This window comes from Verrucosispora sp. CNZ293 (assembly GCF_002754655.1).
Map to the genome: position 1 here is coordinate 5796445 of NZ_PEFR01000001.1, position 16321 is coordinate 5812765.

General features: G+C 70.8%; 14 protein-coding genes, 2 tRNA genes and 1 pseudogene. 11 read left to right on the forward strand and 6 right to left on the reverse strand.

Annotated elements, in window-relative coordinates; translation table 11 throughout:
* Positions 1–69: 69 nt before the first annotated feature.
* The gene (locus tag CLT74_RS26435; RefSeq protein WP_099852977.1) at positions 70–312 is read right to left on the reverse strand and encodes a mycoredoxin; all 243 of its coding nucleotides are present in this window, start codon (positions 310–312) and stop codon (positions 70–72) included.
* Positions 313–403: 91 nt separating this feature from the next.
* Between CLT74_RS26435 and CLT74_RS26440 the strand changes: the two genes are divergently transcribed.
* From CLT74_RS26440 to CLT74_RS26450, 3 genes are all read left to right on the forward strand, one after another.
* A complete protein-coding gene (locus CLT74_RS26440) occupies positions 404–2557 on the forward strand; it encodes an ATP-dependent DNA helicase UvrD2 (RefSeq protein WP_099849903.1) in 2154 nt (717 codons plus the stop codon).
* 140 nt (positions 2558–2697) lie between these two features.
* Positions 2698–2982, forward strand: a complete 285-nt coding sequence (locus CLT74_RS26445) for a hypothetical protein (protein ID WP_099849905.1) — start codon at positions 2698–2700, stop codon at positions 2980–2982.
* Positions 2983–3115: 133 nt separating this feature from the next.
* Positions 3116–3481 carry a WhiB family transcriptional regulator gene (locus CLT74_RS26450; RefSeq protein ID WP_099849908.1) on the forward strand — a complete coding sequence of 122 codons (366 nt, stop codon included), beginning with the start codon at positions 3116–3118 and terminating at the stop codon, positions 3479–3481.
* A 324-nt stretch (positions 3482–3805) separates the two neighbouring features.
* On the opposite strand, the gene CLT74_RS26460 is transcribed toward CLT74_RS26450, so the two are convergent.
* The 3 genes from CLT74_RS26460 to CLT74_RS30925 form a co-directional block, all read right to left on the reverse strand.
* Positions 3806–5134, reverse strand: coding sequence for an ABC1 kinase family protein (locus CLT74_RS26460; RefSeq protein ID WP_099849913.1), 1329 nt, complete (start codon positions 5132–5134; stop codon positions 3806–3808).
* A 70-nt stretch (positions 5135–5204) separates the two neighbouring features.
* A complete protein-coding gene (locus CLT74_RS26465; RefSeq protein WP_099849915.1) occupies positions 5205–6251 on the reverse strand; it encodes a hypothetical protein in 1047 nt (348 codons plus the stop codon).
* Positions 6252–6445: 194 nt separating this feature from the next.
* Positions 6446–6613: a DUF5679 domain-containing protein gene (locus tag CLT74_RS30925; RefSeq protein WP_012014940.1), complete on the reverse strand. Its 168-nt coding sequence runs from the start codon at positions 6611–6613 to the stop codon at positions 6446–6448.
* Positions 6614–7149: 536 nt separating this feature from the next.
* On the opposite strand from CLT74_RS30925, the gene CLT74_RS26470 reads away from it, so the two are divergent.
* Together CLT74_RS26470 and CLT74_RS26475 are read left to right on the forward strand one after the other, a co-directional pair.
* Positions 7150–7671, forward strand: a complete 522-nt coding sequence (locus tag CLT74_RS26470; RefSeq protein ID WP_099849917.1) for a M48 metallopeptidase family protein — start codon at positions 7150–7152, stop codon at positions 7669–7671.
* Positions 7672–7703: 32 nt separating this feature from the next.
* Positions 7704–8393, forward strand: coding sequence for a hypothetical protein (locus CLT74_RS26475; protein ID WP_099849919.1), 690 nt, complete (start codon positions 7704–7706; stop codon positions 8391–8393).
* Positions 8394–8438: 45 nt separating this feature from the next.
* Here CLT74_RS26475 and CLT74_RS26480 read toward each other — a convergent pair whose 3' ends face one another.
* On the reverse strand, positions 8439–9737 hold the full coding sequence (locus CLT74_RS26480; protein WP_199172266.1) for a zinc-dependent metalloprotease: 1299 nt from the start codon (positions 9735–9737) through the stop codon (positions 8439–8441).
* Positions 9738–9852: 115 nt separating this feature from the next.
* Here CLT74_RS26480 and CLT74_RS26485 point away from each other — a divergent pair, with 115 nt between their 5' ends.
* The 6 genes from CLT74_RS26485 to CLT74_RS26510 all read left to right on the forward strand — a co-directional run bounded on the left by CLT74_RS26485 (position 9853) and on the right by CLT74_RS26510 (position 15718).
* Entirely contained in the window at positions 9853–10866 is a 1014-nt protein-coding gene (locus tag CLT74_RS26485) for a YlbL family protein (protein WP_099849924.1), read from the forward strand.
* Positions 10867–10967: 101 nt separating this feature from the next.
* Positions 10968–13991 carry a UPF0182 family protein gene (locus tag CLT74_RS26490; RefSeq protein ID WP_199172429.1) on the forward strand — a complete coding sequence of 1008 codons (3024 nt, stop codon included), beginning with the start codon at positions 10968–10970 and terminating at the stop codon, positions 13989–13991.
* A 184-nt stretch (positions 13992–14175) separates the two neighbouring features.
* Positions 14176–14252, forward strand: a tRNA-Met gene (locus CLT74_RS26495).
* A gap of 117 nt (positions 14253–14369) precedes the next feature.
* A tRNA-Met gene (locus CLT74_RS26500) sits at positions 14370–14443 on the forward strand.
* A 118-nt stretch (positions 14444–14561) separates the two neighbouring features.
* Positions 14562–14801 carry a hypothetical protein gene (locus CLT74_RS26505; protein WP_099852981.1) on the forward strand — a complete coding sequence of 80 codons (240 nt, stop codon included), beginning with the start codon at positions 14562–14564 and terminating at the stop codon, positions 14799–14801.
* An 86-nt stretch (positions 14802–14887) separates the two neighbouring features.
* Complete coding sequence (locus tag CLT74_RS26510) at positions 14888–15718, forward strand: phosphoribosylaminoimidazolesuccinocarboxamide synthase (RefSeq protein WP_099849929.1); 831 nt, start codon at positions 14888–14890, stop codon at positions 15716–15718.
* A 44-nt stretch (positions 15719–15762) separates the two neighbouring features.
* On the opposite strand, the pseudogene CLT74_RS26515 reads toward CLT74_RS26510, so the two are convergent.
* Positions 15763–16216, reverse strand: a pseudogene (locus CLT74_RS26515) (ATP-binding protein); the annotation flags it as partial.
* Positions 16217–16321: the final 105 nt, after the last annotated feature.

Sequence of the window (16321 nt, forward strand, 5' to 3'; positions counted from 1 at the left end):
TGAAGTTGTTGTCCGTGGTAAACGCTTACCCGGGCAACAAACTTCATGATCGACGCGGCAGTGGCGCGGTCAGGCGGCGATGCTCGCCAGGTGCTTCTTGACCTGGGCGATGGACGGGTTGGTCAGCGCGCTGCCGTCGGCGAAGCGCAGCGTGGGCACCGTCTGGTTGCCGCCGTTCACCTGCATCACGAAGGTGGCAGCCGCCGGATCCCGCTCGATGTCGACCACCTGGTAGGCGATCCCCTCCCGGTCGAGCTGCGACTTCAGCCGGTGGCAGTAGCCGCACCAGGGAGTGGAATACATCGTCAGCATGGTCAGATCCTCCAACGTCGCGCCGGCGGCTTGCCGATCAAGCACAGGCTATCCGCTGCAACATCAGGGGAAGCTGCGACAATTCCCCGCTGTGGTGGTTAACTCCGCGTCCGAACGCGTGCTCGCCGGGCTCGATCCGGAGCAACGCGCGGCGGTGACCGCCCCGGCCGGCCCGGTCTGCGTGCTTGCCGGTGCCGGTACCGGCAAGACCCGGGCCGTCACGTCCCGGATCGCGTACCGGGCGCTGACCGGCGAGATATCGGCGCGGCATGTGCTCGCGGTCACCTTCACCGCCCGCGCCGCCGCGGAACTGCGCCAGCGGCTCGCCGGAGCCGGCGTGGCCGGGGTGCAGGCACGCACCTTCCACGCGGCGGCGCTGCGCCAGGTGCGTTACTTCGCGCCCCGGCTGCTCGGCGGGCGGGCCATGCCCGAGTTGCTGGACAGCAAGGTCAGACTTGTCACCCTGGCCGCAGCGCGAGCCGGCCTACGGGCCGACCGGACGGCTGCCCGCGACCTCGCCGGTGAGATCGAGTGGGCCAAGTCCTCCCTCGTCGAGCCGGGCGAATACCTGGTGGCCGCGGCCAAGGCGCTGCGGGAGACCTCACACGAGCCGGCGAAGGTGGCTGAGGTGTTCGCCGCGTACGAGCGGCTCAAGCGGACCGGCGGGGTGATCGACTTCGAGGACGTGCTGCGGGCCGCGGTCTGGGGCATCGAGGAGCATCCGGACGTCGCCGAGCAGGTTCGCAACCAGTACCGACACCTCGTCGTGGACGAGTACCAGGACGTCAACCCGTTGCAGCAGCGGCTGCTGGACGCCTGGCTCGGTGGACGCGACGACCTGACAGTGGTCGGCGACGCCTCCCAGACCATCTACTCGTTCACCGGGGCCACCTCGGCGTACCTTGTCGACTTCCCGCGTCGGCACCGGTCGGCGACAGTGGTCCGGCTGGTCCGCGACTACCGCTCGACGCCGCAGGTGGTCGGGCTCGCCAATGCGGTCATCTCGCAGGCCCGGGGCACCGAGGCGCGGCTGCGACTGGAACTGGTCGGGCAGCGTCCGGCCGGCCCGGAGCCGGAGCGGCGGATCTTCACCGACGAGCCGGCCGAGGCGGCCGCGGTGGCGGCCCGCTGCCGGGCGCTCATCGAGGCCGGCACCCCGGCCCGCGAGATCGCCGTGCTGTTCCGCACCAACGCCCAGTCCGAGGCGTACGAGAAGGCGCTCGCCGAGGTCGGCGTGCCGTACCTGGTCCAGGGGGCGGAGCGGTTCTTCGAGCGCACCGAGGTACGCCAGGCGATCGTCGCCCTGCGCGCGGCGACGCGCTCGCTGCCCGGCGAGACCCCGCTGCGGGCGGCGGTGGTCGAGGCGCTGGCCGGCGTCGGATGGGCACCCGACACCCCGCCGCCGGGTGGTGCCGCCCGCGAGCGGTGGGAGGCACTGGCCGCGCTCGTGCAGCTCGCCGAGGAGTACGCGGCCACGCCGGAGATCCTGCCGCTCGGGGTGGCCGCCACGGTGGAGCGCCCGGTCACCCTCACCGACTTCACCGAGGAACTGGCCCGGCGGGCGGCCCAGCAGCACGTACCGACAGTCGACGGGGTGACCCTGGCGTCCCTGCACTCGGCCAAGGGGCTGGAGTGGGACGCCGTCTTCCTGGTCGGTCTGGCCGAAGGCACCCTGCCCACCACGTACGCGCGCACCGCCGAGCAGGTCGAGGAGGAGCGCCGCCTGCTCTACGTCGGTATCACCCGGGCCCGGCAGTGGCTCTGGCTGTCGTACGCCTCGTCGCGCTCGCCGGGCGGACGGCCCCGGCGACCGTGTCGTTTCCTGCCGCAACTGGCGCCCACCTCGACGACGGAGCGGGCCAGCGGGGGTTCGGCGGTGCGGACCCCGCAGCGGCGCGCCGCCACCCGGATCGTGTCCTGCCGGATCTGCGGCGCCACCCTGCTCGCCGGGCCGGACCGGAAGCTGGGCCGGTGCGCCACCTGCCCCTCCGACATCGACGACGAGCTGCACGAGCGGCTGCGCGAGTGGCGGTCCCGGGTCGCTGGGGCGCAGAAGGTGCCCGCGTACGTGGTCTTCACCGACGCGACCCTGGTGGCGTTGGCGGAGCGGCGGCCCGGCCGGACCGAGGAACTGGTCGCGATCGCCGGGATCGGGCCGCGCAAGCTGGGCCTCTACGGGGAGGCGGTACTGGCGTTGGTGGGCGGCGCGGCGGTCGACGAAATCTGCCCGCAGAAAACTTTCTGAATCTGACCGTTAATTCGTTTGCCCTCGCCCTACCGACCGGCATAGCCTCAGGACACACCTCGCAAGGGGGCCCTGTTCGGGCTGCTCACGGGGTATGTGTTCGGGTCGACCACGAGTGAACGTCGAAGGAGGTGGCACCGATGGAGAGCTACATCTACGAGCGTCCGACGGCGCTGCCCGTTGCCGTCGCTCCGCTGTCGGCTGCCCTGATGACCGCCGCTCCGCTGGCGGGCGTCCGGGCCACCACCGTCGCCGCGCGACCGTGGGCTCCGCAGGTGCACCGGGCCGAGATTCAGGCCGAGCTGATCCTCGCACCGGTCACGAACGGGCTCCAGGGGAGCAGTGGCTTCACGGGCAAGGGCGTCGATGGCGCCAACAAGCGGATGGACGTCCGCGGTGTTCCACCTCGAGGTAGACCGGTCTGACCCCAGACCACCGGCTCACCTCGAGGCCGCGGAACCCGCATACCGGGATCCGCGGCCTCAGTTTTTTTTGCACCGCCGAAGTACGTCTGAACAGCGATCCACGAGATCGCAGCGAGAGAGAGGTGACCGGGCGATGAGTCTGGCGTTGGCCCCGCTCGACGTGAGCGTCGAGGTGGAGGCGAACCTGCCCTGCCGGAAGTTCGACCCTGACCTGTGGTTCTCCGACTCGCCCACCGAGCTGGAACTGGCCAAGTCGCTCTGCGGGGACTGCCCGCTGCGCGTCGAGTGCCTGGCCGGCGCGGTCGAGCGGGCCGAGCCGTGGGGCGTCTGGGGCGGCGAGATCTTCGAGCGTGGCGCGGTTGTTCCGCGCAAGCGGCCCCGCGGTCGCCCGCGCAAGGAGGACCTCGCCCGGGACGCCGAGTTGCGGGTCGAAGCCGAGGCGCGGCTGGCGGCCAATGGTCTCGCCGCGTCGCGCAGCGCTGTCCGGCTGGCTGCCTGACATGTTCCCGATTCGGACCAACCCCGCCGGTGTCGCACCGGCCGAGAGAAAGCTGACCACCATGCTGCACCTTCCGAACGGAGCCGAGATGTACCTACTCCACGAAGCGTTGTCGAGGGCGCGAATGCTCCGGCCTCAGGCCGGTCGCACCACCACGAGCACTGAGGCAACCCGATCCGCCCGTAGCGTCGCCATGTCCGGCCGTGCCCGGTCAGCTCGCGAACTGGGCGTTCTGTAGGACGACACCGCAGACGGCGGGCGGGGACCATCGGTCCCCGCCCGCCGCGTCATGTCTGCCGTGGTGTCCTGGACACCGCACGTTGCTCAGCCGACCGGGGCGAATCCCGGCAGCCAGCGTTCCAGGATGCCCCGGTAGGGGGCCTTGGCCTCCAGTTGGCACAGCACCCCGATCGACCCGAGCGTCACCCGGTGGATGAGCAGGTACGAGGGCGGCAGGTTGAGCTGCCGACTGAGCTGGTACGCCGGGGAGCGGGGGCTGGCCAGTCGGGTGGCTTCGGCGCGCAGCCAGGCCCGGGTGAACTGGAACTCGTCGGCGGCGATCGGCTCCAGCATCGGACGTAGGAACTCCAGCAGCGCCTGCGCGTCGATCGGCTCCTCGGTGCTCACGAAGCCCTCGGCCCGCAGCCCGGCCACCACCTCCTCGGCGTCGCCGCGCAGGGCCAACCCGGCGATGCGGCCGATCGGCTCCGGCGTGCCCTCCGGCATCCGGGCCACCGCCCCGAAGTCGATGACACCGAGTCGACCGTCGGGCAGCAGTCGGAAGTTGCCCGGATGCGGGTCGGCGTGCAGCAGCCCGGCCCGCGCCGGCGCGGAGAGGTGCAGCGTGGCCATCAGCCGGCCTGCCTCGTTGCGCTGCTCCTCGCTGCCGGACCTGATGATGTCGGCCAGCGGGGTACCCGCGATCCACTCGGTGACCAGGACCCGGGGCGAGGCGAAGTAGACCTCCGGCACGTAGATCTCCGAGTCGTCGACGTACCCGGCGGCGAAGGCTCGCTGCGACTCAGCCTCCAGCTCGTAGTCCAGTTCCTCGGTGATCCGTTCCCGCAACTCGGCCAGCAGGGGCTTGATGTCCAGCCCGGGCTGGATGGCCCGGAACATGCCGCCCAGCCGGGAGAGCTGTTTGAGGTCGGCGAGCAGGGCGTCGCCGGCACCCGGATACTGGATCTTCACGGCGGCGTCCCGGCCGGCGCCGTCCGGCAGCCGCCACACGGCCCGGTGCACCTGCCCGATGCTGGCCGCGGCCGCCGGTGAGTCGTCGAAGCTGACGAACCGGTCCCGCCAGGCCGGCCCCAACTGCTCGGCCAGCACCTTGTGCACGCTTGCGGCGGGCAGCGGCGGCGCGGCCTCCTGGAGCTTCGTCAGCGCCTGCCGGTAGGGCGCGGCGATCTCCTCGGGCAGGGCCGCCTCGAACACCGACAGCGCCTGACCGAACTTCATCGCGCCGCCCTTGAGCTGGCCGAGGACGCTGAACAACTGCTCGGCGGTGCGTTGCTGGATCTCGGCGGAGATCACGTCGGAGGCGAGCCCGGTGACGCGCTTTCCCATGCCGAGGACGGTCCGGCCGGCGAAGCCGAGCGGCAGAGCGGCGAGCTTGGCGGTCCGGGACACGGCCCGGCGCGGGATGTCGGTCACGTGGTCATTGTTACCGACTCGGCCGGCCCGTTGCTGCCGTGCAGCCGCACCCGTTGCCGCCAAGGCACTGTCATCCCCCGCAGCGGCAGCGCGGGTGGGGTGGCCAGTGGCGTCGCCGGAGACTGCCGGGCGCCATCACCTCGACCGACCCGCCGAGGGTTTCGGGACTACCGCCGTCGAGCTGGCTCAACGCCTCGCCGACGGCGTATCCGGTCGCGGCCAGCAGGAGACTCGCCGCGCAGGCCGGGACGGGCGGGGTGCTCGCGAGTTGGGCCGCGAGCGTCGGCCAGCCAGGATCCCGGTCGACCCGGTGCAGGTCGAGACAGCGCAGGCAGGGGCCGACCGGCGGGCGGACAAGTGGCCCGATCGTCGGAACCCCCTCGCGGATGTCCACGAACAGGTGCGGTTGTCGCCGTTGGGCGTGACCGGCGGCCAGCAGCGCGGCCGGCCGGTCGGAGCCGAGCTGCACGACCAGGTCGGGACGGGGGCTGCGGAGCGGGCCGGTGCCGGTGCCGGGGGCGGCCCGTTGCACCGCCGCGCGAACCGCGGCATCGAGCGGATGCCCGATCTCCGTGGCGGCGATACCGGTGCCGACGAGATCGACCGGGCGAACCGGTCCAGGCAGGTCGGGATGGACATGACCGACACCTGCCTGGGCGAGCGCGACAGCGATGGCGGGGCCGAGCGGACCGCTGCCGGTGATCGTCACCCGGGCGGCCAGGCGGCGCCGGAGCACCTGGGCCGGGGTGCCCGGTAGCCGGGTGGTGGCCAGCGCCAGCGCGCCGGCCTCGGCAGCGAGCCGGGCCCGTCGTGGCCCGGTGAGATCCCGGGGTACGAGAGTGTGCGCCGGCACCACCAGGCCGGCGGTGCGCAGCGCGTCGAGCAGGGCCCGGGCGTGTTCCGGGCGTGCTCCCGTCCCGGCCAGCACCTGCCGTTCGCTGTGGGCGCCGTCGAGCAGGTCTAGCAGCCGGGCCGCCCGGGGGTCGGCCACCTCGACCAGGACCGCGCGCTCCCGGCCGAGACCGAGCTGAAGGGTGTGCCGGTCGCGCCAGAGCCGGGTCAGCCCGGGCAGCAGCCGGGGACGGGGAGACGGCGGACGTTCGGCGGATCGCGTCATGAGTACGAATAGTGATCGTGCCCATGCTTTCCGTCGATCGTTGTCCACAGGCGGGCGGCCCCGGATCCAGGGCTGTCCACAGGATTCGGCGAGTTATCCACAACCTACGGGTGGTGGAGTCGGTGGTCCGACAGTCACCGAAGACACGGATGGGGGTGGCCGCAGCCACCCCCATCCGCATGCGCGTACGTACGTCAGACCTTCGCCTTGCCCAGGATGCGGTTCACTGTTGTGCCACATACCGGACACTTGCCCTTGGCCATGTTCATGCCGGTCTTCGAGACCTCGACGCGGCCCTCGAAGTCCCGCTTCTCCTTGCACTTGACGCAGTAACCGTTGTAGGTCTGGGCCTGGTCGGCCACGATGTGCCCTCCTCGTGTCGTCCACCGGTCGATAACGACCCGGTGGGTCTCCCGGTGGCGGTCGCTCAGCGCGCCCGGCGCCGGTTCTGTCCGGTGGCCACCTACGTGACCACTGGTTGGCGGACCCTACCCAGGTCTGGGCGGTTCCATGTCAGCTGCGCATTGCCACTGTGAGCAAGGCGACGTCGAGAGTGTGCACGCCGAATCGGGTCAGATCAGTCAGTTTGGCGGGGACACGCCGACCGGTATCCCGCAATTGCGCTGGTGGTACCGCCTGGGCGGGCGTTCGACAGTCGATTTGAGGTCCGTCGTGGTGATCACTTAACGTGGTGGTCGGCTCAAGGTGTGACACCTCACCGGTCACCACGAAGGGTGACCGTGACGGCTGCTCCGGGTCTGGCAAGAATTTTTTCGGGACTCCTGGCGACTAATCCCCATTTTCCGGACGCGTGTCGGGGGGTTGACTCTTGCGGACCCCTGGTCACAACGCATTAGCTTGCCAACGTGACAGCAAACCGAGGCTGCGCGGTCCACTGATGGCAGGGCCGCGGAAGCCGGTCGTCGAGGTACGGCGCAGCCAGCGTCGGCGACGCACGGTGTCCGCCTACCGCGACGGTGAGCGGGTCGTGGTCCTCATCCCCGACCAGTTCTCCCGGGCCGAGGAGAGCGAGTGGGTCGACCGCATGCTCGCCCGGCTGGCCGCCCGCGAGGGACGCCTGGCCCGCTCGGACGCCGAACTGCTGGTCCGGGCCGGCCGGCTGATCAAGCTCTATCTCACCGAGTACGGCAACCAGGCTCTGCCGGCCAGCGTCCGGTGGGTGAGCAATCAGAACGGCAGGTGGGGATCCTGCACCCCGGCGGACCGTTCGATCCGGCTCTCGCACCGGATCCAGGACATGCCGGACTGGGTGATCGACTACGTGCTGCTGCACGAGCTTGTCCACCTCATCGTGTCCAGTCACAACGCACAGTTCTGGGCACTTGTCGGCAGGTATCCGAAGACCGAACGGGCGCGCGGCTACCTGGAGGGCGTGGCGGCCGTCGCCGGCACCCCCTGAGCGTCGCGTCGCCGCGGCGGTAGGGTCGGTGAATGGCCCGACGTGTGGTGGTGGCGCTGCTTGCGCCGGTGGCCTGGGTGCCACCCGGGGTCGACCCGGTGGACTGGCGGACCGCGCTGGCCGAGGACGTGGTGGACCTGCTCGCCATGCTCAACGAGGTGGACACCGCGGTGGCTGTCACGCGGGCGGACCGTTGGCTGGCCGACGCGGTCATCTGGCCCGGCACGACCGTGTACGAGGTGTCCGAGCCGACCCCGAATGCCGTGTTCGCCGCCCTGACCGGTGCCCGTGAGTCGGACGGGACGGCCGGCACGAACCGGCCATCGGGTGCTGTTCCGGGCGGCGACCCGGCGACGAGCGAGCACTACGAGCAGGTGGCGGTCGTCGCCGGCGACGCGCCCGACCTGCCCGGACTCACCGTCGGCAAGCTGCTGCGTCCGCTGACAAGTCGGCCGGTCGCGGTCGCGCCAGCGGAGGGGGGCCTGCCCGGACTGCTCGGGGTGGCGGCCCGGCTGCCCGTACCGTCCTGGTTGCCGCCGCTGGACATGGACGCCACGGTGCCCGCGGCCGTCCGGGCGGCGGCCCCGCTCCCCGGCGACCTGGCGGTGACACCCTCCTGGCACCGGCTGCGCGGCCCGGCGGATCTGGCCCGGCTCGATCCGGCGCTGGACGGGTGGGAGCACACCCGGTCCCTGCTCTCCGGCGCCGGCCGGAGCGGCTGACGCCGCCCCCGCCGGCCCGGCGCGACGACGCAGCCGGGCGAATCGTCAGGAGCGGTCCTCGCCGCCCTCGGTGTCGTCGCGGCGCTCCGTCTCGCCCGGGGCCTTCTCCTCCGGGCCGCCCGGCGCGGAGAAGTCGAAGTTCTCCAGCTCGGTCATCAGATCCACGTCGGCCATGGCGAAGGCCACCGGGTCGGCGAAATCGTCGTCGGAGGGCAGCAGGTCGGGGTGGCCCCAGAGCGCGTCCCGGCCGGCGATGCCCCGATGCTCGGTGAGCGCCGCCCAGAGCGCTGCGGCCTCGCGCAGACGACGGGGCCGCAGCTCCAACCCGACCAGGGCGGCGAAGGTCTGCTCGGCGGGCCCACCGGCCGCGCGGCGGCGGCGGAACGCCTCGCCCAGGGCCACGACGTTGGGCAGTCGGCCGGCTGCCGCCCCGTCGACCACGTGGCACACCCAACCCTCCACCAGGGCGAGGGCCGTCTCCAGCCGGGCCAGCGAGGCCTTCTGCGTCGGGCTGTCCTCGGGAGTGAAGATGCCCTCAAGGGCGATCGCCTGCATCGACTCGGGATCGGTCGGGTCGACCCGACCCATCGCCTCCTCGATCGCCTCCCGGTTCACCCGGATGCCGGCAGCGTACGTCTCGACGGCGTTGAGGACGTGCCCCCGCAGCCACGGGACGTGCTCGAAGAGCCGCTGGTGTGCCGCCTCACGCAGGGCCACGTAGAGGCGGACCTCGTCCTCGGGCAGCTCCAGGCCCTCGCCGTACGCCTTGATGTTGGCCGGGACGAGCGCGGCCGTGCCGGCGGGTCCGAGCGGCAGACCGATGTCGCCGGCCGAGAGCACCTCCGCGGCGAGTGACCCGAGTGCCTGGCCGAGTTGGCCGCCGAAGAGCGCGCCACCCAGGGTGGCCACCATCGACTGCATCGGGCCGAGCTGGGCCCGGGCCTCCGGTGGGACCAGGTCGCCCATCGCGCCGACCATCCGGCTGGCCACCGGGTCGCACAGCTTGCGCCAGACGTCGAGCGTCTTGAAGATCCACTCGTTGCGGTTCCAGGACACCGTCGTGCGGATGCCCGAGGGCAGCGCGGAGGCCGGCTCCAGCCAGAGGTCGGCGATGCGCAGCGCCTCCTCGACCGCGTGACGCTCGTAGGGCGAGACCGCCGGGTCGCCCGCGGCAGCGAGCTGACTGGCCGCCACCTGGCGGGCCAGGTCCCAGTTGACCGGCCCGCTGCCCGACGCGGAGAGCAGGTGCTGCAACTGCGACATGAACTGCTGCATCTGCGCGGGGTCGTTGGGGTCGGGCGGCTGCCCACCCGGAAGCGCGAAACCGAACGGAATATCAGGCACGACGTCTACGGTACGCGCGCCACCACCCGGGCCGCCGCCACCGCGGTTGCGCTGAGGGCGAAGTCGTGCGTCGTGCCGGCCGGAAGGCACGATCGGGATCGGTACGCTCTGCCGCATGAGACGTCGCGGCCTGACCGTCCTGCTCGGTGCTCTGCTCACCGCGCTGCTCAGCATCGGGGTGCTCGGCGCGCCCGTCCCGTACGTGGTGCTCGGCCCCGGCCCGACAGTCGACACGCTGGGCCAGGAGGACGGTAAGGAGGTCATCCAGGTCGCCGGCCGGGAAACCTCCACCTCCGCGGGCCAACTGCGGCTGACGACGGTGGGGGTGCAGCCCGGCGTCAAGCTCCGTTCGGCCATCCAGGGCTGGCTCTCCGACGAGCAGGCGGTGGTGCCACGCGAACTGGTCTACCCGCCGGGGGAGAGCCAGGAGGAGGTGGAGCAGCGCAACGCCGAGGACTTCCAGGTCTCGCAGACCAGCGCGGAGACCGCTGCCCTGCGGGAACTCGGATACGAGGTGCAGGTCGTGGTCAAGACGGTGGCCACCGACGGGCCGGCGGCCACCGTGCTCCGCCCGGGTGACGTGGTGACGTCGGTCGACGGTGAGCCGGTGCCGTTCGCCTCCCGGCTCACCGAACTGATCAGGGCCAAGCCGGCCGGCACCGCCCTGCGGATCGGGTACACCCGCGACGGCGCCGCGCGGACCGACACCATCACCAGCCAGGAGCAGGACGGCCGGCCCCGGATCGGGATCGAGATCGAGCAGCAGCAGCCGCACCCGTTCACCCTCTCCTTCGATCTGAAGGACATCGGTGGACCCAGCGCGGGCCTGATGTTCGCCCTGGGCATCATCGACAAGTTGACCCCTGATGATCTGACCGGCGGTCGGATCATCGCCGGTACCGGCACCATCGATGACGCCGGGCAGGTCGGCCCGATCGGTGGGATCCCCCAGAAGTTGGTCGGAGCTAAGCAGGCAAACGCGACGGCGTTCCTGGTACCCGCGGCGAACTGCGCCGAGGCGGTCCGTAACCGGCAGCCCGACCTGCCGTTGGTGAAGGTGGGCTCGCTCGACGAGGCGTTGGAGGCGCTGGAGACGCTGCGTTCCGGTGGCGAGCCGGCGTACTGCTGAGTCGCGCGGTATGACCTTGCGCTCACGCTTTCAGGAACACCCCGTACTCTGGGTGCCTGGTCGGAGCCGATCATAACGAGCGTGCGGAGCCAACAGTGGTCATGCGTAGCAGCAGCCCCCTGCCGAGGATGAGCCGACGCGGACGCGTCACGATCGGAGTCCTGATCGGGGTGTTCGTTCTGTTCACCCTGCTCGGCTGGGGGGTGCAGGCCTGGACCGACTGGCTCTGGTTCTCCGAGGTCGACTACACGGAGGTCTTCCGGGGCGTACTCGTCACCCGGCTGCTGCTCTTCCTGGCTGCGGGCCTGGCGATGGCGGCGATCGTCGGCGGCAACCTCTGGCTCGCGCAACGGCTGCGCCCACGGATGCGACCGCACTCACCGGAACAGGCCACCCTGGAGCGGTACCGGATGCTGCTCGGCCCCCGACTGGGGCTGTGGATCACGGTGGCCGCCGCCATCGTCGGCCTCTTCGCCGGTCTGTCGGCGCAGAGCCGCTGGAACCAGTGGCTGCTCTTCCTGCACGGCGGCAACTTCGGCGTCGACGACCCGGAGTTCGGCGTCGACGTCGGCTTCTACGTGTTCCAGCTGCCGTTCTGGCGGTTCCTGCTGGGGCTCGGTTTCACCGCTGTGGTCCTGGCGCTGATCGGCGCGCTGGCCGTGCACTACCTCTTCGGCGGGGTGCGCCTGCAGGGCGTCGGTGACCGGATGAGCAACGCCGCCCGGGCCCACCTGAGCACGCTTGTCGCGGTCTTCGTCCTGCTCAAGGCCATCGCGTACGTGCTGGACCGGCGGGCGATGCTGCTGGAGTACAACGACGGCGTGGGCGTCTACGGCGCCGGCTACGCCGACATCAACGCGCTGCTGCCGGCCAAGGAGATCCTCGCCTACATCTCCGTGGTGGTGGCGATCGCGATCATCGTGTTCTCCAACGCCTGGATGCGCAACCTGGTCTGGCCGGGCATCTCGTTGGCCCTGCTCGGTGTCTCGGCGGTGGCGATCGGCGGCATCTACCCGTGGGCGGTGCAGACCTTCGAGGTCAAGCCCAGCGCCCGGGACAAGGAGGCGCCGTACATCCAGCGCAGCATCGACGCGACCCGCGCGTCCTTCGGGCTGGACATCGCGCAGAGCTCGGCGTACGCCGCGAACAATCTGAACCCGCCGGAGAGCCTGGCCACCGACACCTCGGTGGTGCCGAACGTCCGGCTGCTCGACCCGCAGTTGGTCAGCGAGACCTACACCCAGCTCCAGCAGGTCCGTGGCTTCTACGACTTCGGCCCGAAGCTCGACATCGACAGGTACACGATCGACGGCGCGACCCAGGACTACGTGGTCGGCGTACGTGAGATCAACTACGGTGAGCTGACCGCCCAGCAGAGCAACTGGATCAACAGGCACACCGTCTACACCCACGGTTACGGCGTGGTGGCCGCACCCGCGAACCGGGTGGTCTGCGGTGGCCAGCCCTTCTTCGTCTCCGGTTCGCTCGGCGAGCGGACGCAGGAGTCGTGCGCGTCGGCCACCGACCTGATCCCGGCGAACCAGCCCCGGATCTACTACGGCGAGCGGATGGCCGCCGGTGACTACGCCATCGTCGGCAAGCCGAGCGAGGACGCCAATCCGGCCGAGTTCGACCGCCCGGCCGGTGAGAGCGGCGAAGGCGGTGAGGGGTCCGAGTCGTACTACACCTACACCGGTTCCGGTGGTGTCGACATCGGCTCGTTCACCCGTCGTCTGCTCTACTCGATCAAGGAGCAGGAGGCGAACTTCCTGCTCTCCGAGGCGGTCAACGACAACTCCAAGCTGCTCTACGTGCGTAACCCCCGGGACCGGGTGGAGAAGGTCGCGCCGTTCCTCACCCTGGACGGTGACCCCTACCCGGCCCTGGTGGACGGTCGGGTGCAGTGGATCGTGGACGGCTACACCACAGCCGCGACCTACCCGTACGCGGAGCGGGTCAATCTTCAGCAGGAGACCACCGACGAGCTGACCGGTCGGGGCACCATCCAGCTTGCCCGGGAGAACGTCAACTACATCCGCAACTCGGTGAAGGCGACAGTCGACGCCTACGACGGCACTGTCGTGCTCTACGAGTTCGACGAGAACGACCCGGTGCTCAAGGCGTGGAACAAGGCGTTCGGTGGTGACCTGATCAAGCCGCGTGCCGAGATCCCACCGGCGCTCGCCGACCACTTCCGATACCCGGCCGACCTGTTCAAGGTGCAGCGCAACATGCTGACCCGGTTCCACGTCACCAACCCCGGCGACTTCTACTCCGGCCAGGACTTCTGGCAGGTGCCGAACGTGCCGGACGCGCCCGACAGCGGGCAGAAGCAGCCGCCGTACTACCTCTACACCCAGTTCCCGGGCCAGGACGCGCCCCGTTTCCAGCTCACCAGCGCGGTCACCCCGAACGGCCGGCAGAACCTGGCCGCCCTGATCTCCGGTTCGTACCAGGACGGCAAGCCGACGTTGCAGGTGCTGGAGCTGCCGGACCAGACGGCGATCTCCGGGCCGGTGCAGGTGCACCAGCGGATGACGAACACGAACGCCAACATCCGGCAGCAGCTGAACCTGCTCTCCTCGAACCAGGCCCAGGTGCAGTACGGCAACCTGCTCTCGCTGCCCTTCGGCAACGGGATGCTGTACGTCGAGCCGGTCTACGTCAAGAGCAACCAGCAGGACGCGTACCCGCTGCTGCAGAAGGTGCTGATGTCGTACGGCGACGGAGGCTCCTACGTCGTGCTGGCCGACAACGTGGCCGACGGCATCAAGCAGCTCGTCGAGCAGGGCAAGCAGGCGGCGGCAGGTAACCCGCCGCCGCCGGCCGGGGGCACCGAGGAGCCGCCCGAGGGCGAGGAGCCCCCGACGTCGCCGTCGGCCACCCCGACGCCCGGCGACGCTCCGCCGCTCACCGGCGAGCTCGGCACCGCCGCCGAGCGGGTGCGGGCGGCGATCACCGAGGTGCGTGCCGCGCAGGCGTCCGGCGACTTCGAACGCTACGGTCGGGCGTTGGCCGCGCTGGACGAGGCGCTCACCGCGTTCCAGCAGGCGCAGCAGGCGGCGGGCACCAACGGCACGCCGAGCCCGCCGGCTCCCTCCGGTAGTCCGTCACCCACCGGCTGACCGACCGCGAACGGTGCGGCCCACGGTTCGGCGATCCTCGCCGCCGTGGGCCGCACCGTTTCCGGCCGACCTCGAAACGCCGCGCCTGACCTGGGTGCGGCGTGGCCGACACGGTGCGGAACCGCGCCGTTCCGGCTGTCGTTTTGCGGGGGCCGGGGGTCGTACGCTACGGTGGATCTACCGACGCGGGGTGGAGCAGCTCGGTAGCTCGCTGGGCTCATAACCCAGAGGTCGCAGGTTCAAATCCTGTCCCCGCTACCACGCGAAAAAGGTCCCGGATTCGTCCGGGGCCTTTTTTGGTCCGTACCGGCGGTGACCGGGTGACGGGTGGGGTGGGCGATGAGCACCGCGACGGATGGGGTAGGCTGATCCTACCGACGCGGGGTGGAGCAGCTCGGTAGCTCGCTGGGCTCATAACCCAGAGGTCGCAGGTTCAAATCCTGTCCCCGCTACTGCGGAAAGAGGTCCCGGATTCGTCCGGGGCCTCTTTTTTCTCTGCCCCCGGTGGCACCTATCGACACGAGCATCATTCGGCCCGCCGAGGTTGCGCGGTTCAGCGAGGATGAGCCCATGTCTTCCTTCGGTAGGTGGTGGGGGCGGCTCGGCACGCTCCTGGGTACGGTCGCGCTGACGGTGTTCGTCCCGGTCGCGGCATGGGCCTCGACCGGCACCGGGGAACTGGTGGTGGAGGCGGCGCGACGGCGCGGACGTGGTTCCGGCTTCTTCGGTTTCCTGAGCCTGCTCTGCTGTCTGGCGGTGGTGGCTGTGATCGTCCTGTTGGTGATCCGGATGACTCGCCGTCGGCGCTGACCCGGACCGAGGGGCCGTTCGCGCCCTGACGGTCGCGCCGTGGACCGCCAGCGGTGGTACGCCCGGCGCGTGGTCTACTTGTCCGCGTGGAACTTCTGCACTCGGGCAAGGTGAGGGACGTCTACGCCGAGGGCGATGACCTGATCCTGGTCGCCTCCGACCGCGTCTCCGTCTACGACGTGGTGCTGCCGACCCCGATCCCGGACAAGGGCAAGCTGCTCACCGCGTTGTCGCTGTGGTGGTTCGAGCAGTTGGCCGACCTGGTCCCGAACCACGTCATCTCGGCCACCGACGTGCCGCCGGAGTTCGCCGGCCGGGCGATCCGGTGCCGCCGGCTCGAGATGGTTCCGGTCGAGTGCGTCGCCCGCGGCTTCCTCACCGGCGGCGGCCTGAAGGAGTACGAGGGCACCGGGAAGGTCTCCGGTGTCGAACTGCCGCGCGGACTGGTCGAGGCCTCCATCCTGCCCGAGCCGATCTTCACCCCGTCCACCAAGGCGCCGGCCGGCGAGCACGACGAGCCGATGACCTTCGCCGAGGTGGTCGACAAGGTCGGCGCCCAGACCGCCGAGCGGCTGCGACAGCTGACGATCGACGTGTACTGCCGGGGCGCCGAGCTGGCGGCCGACCGGGGCATCCTGGTCGCCGACACCAAGATCGAGCTTGGCTGGGCGTCGGACGGCACCCTGGTCCTCGGCGACGAACTGCTCACCCCCGACTCGTCCCGGTTCTGGCCGGCGGAGTCCTACCAGCCCGGGCGCGCCCAGTTCTCCTACGACAAGCAGTACGTACGGGACTGGGCGGCGACCAGCGGCTGGGACAAGCGGCACCCGGCCCCGGAGGTGCCCGCCGAGGTGGTCGACGCCACCCGGGCGCGCTACGTGGACGTCTACGAGAAGCTGACCGGCACCCGCTGGTAGGGACCCGGGCGGCGCGGACCGCCGCTATTCGCGGCTGCGGTGACGTCCGACGTGCTGCTCGGCGGGGGCGGTAGCGGTGATGATGCGCACCGTGGTGCCGGCGGGTCCGGTATCCACATCCATCGCGTCGGTCAGCTCGCGGGCCAGCCAGAGCCCCCAGCCACCGGCCGTCTCAGGCGCGGGCCGGCTGCGGTTGTCGAGGTCCTGCGTGCTGATGCCCTGACCATGGTCGGCGACCTCGCACACCACGAGGCCGGGCTCCTCCCACAGCCGCAGCCAGCCCCGTCCGCCGCCGTGCCGCACCGCGTTTGTGATCAGCTCGTTGACCGCGAGCACGAAGTCGTCAAGCCGCTCGTCGCGCAGCCCGACAGAGCGCACGCAGGCGGCGACCGAGTGTCGGAGCTCGGTCACCTGGGCCTGGTCGAAGGCGTCGGCGATCAGGAGGGCGTGTTCGATGGGCACCACCGTACGCGGTGGGGGAGATCCTGCGTTCGTCATGGCCCCGTCCCGACAGAGATCGCAGAGGTTTACGCGGCTTTTACCACCGTACGTCAGGGTTGGTCGAGGTGCTCGGCCGCAGGGGCTCCGACGGCCTGTGGCATC